General features: G+C 53.1%; 1 protein-coding gene. It reads right to left on the reverse strand.

Going from position 1 to position 429, the window contains the following annotated elements; all coding sequences use genetic code 11:
* Positions 1–429 (reverse strand): hydantoinase/oxoprolinase family protein (locus ACOSDM_RS20150; protein WP_420726324.1); only part of this gene is annotated, 429 nt, incomplete at both ends.

A 429-nucleotide genomic window follows, 5' to 3' on the forward strand; every position in this document is an offset into this window, starting at 1 on the left:
CATCGAAACTGGTCCCGCCCATATCGGTCGTGATGATGTTGCTTTCCCCTATCAACCCACCAATCTGCTGGGCGCCAACAATACCGCCGACGGGACCCGACAGCAGCGTTGTGACCGATTGATGCCGAACATTTTCCATCGGACTGACGCCCCCGATGGACTGCATAATCAGAACCGGACCATGATACCCGTTGGACTCCAGCGCGTGACCAAGATTGGACAGGTGCTTTTGCAGCAACGGATTTAAATTTGCGTTCACAACGGCGGTATTTGTGCGTTCATATTCCCCCAACACCGATGCTACATCTGTAGACGCCATAATGTGCAGGGTCGGGAATTTATCGCGCAGAAAGCGACAAGCCTGCTGTTCGTGAGCCGGATTGGCATAAGAATGCAGGAATGAAATGACAATCGCCTCCACACCCGCTT

This window comes from Hwanghaeella sp. LZ110, assembly GCF_048892525.1.
Lineage (GTDB): Bacteria > Pseudomonadota > Alphaproteobacteria > UBA8366 > Aestuariispiraceae > Pacificispira.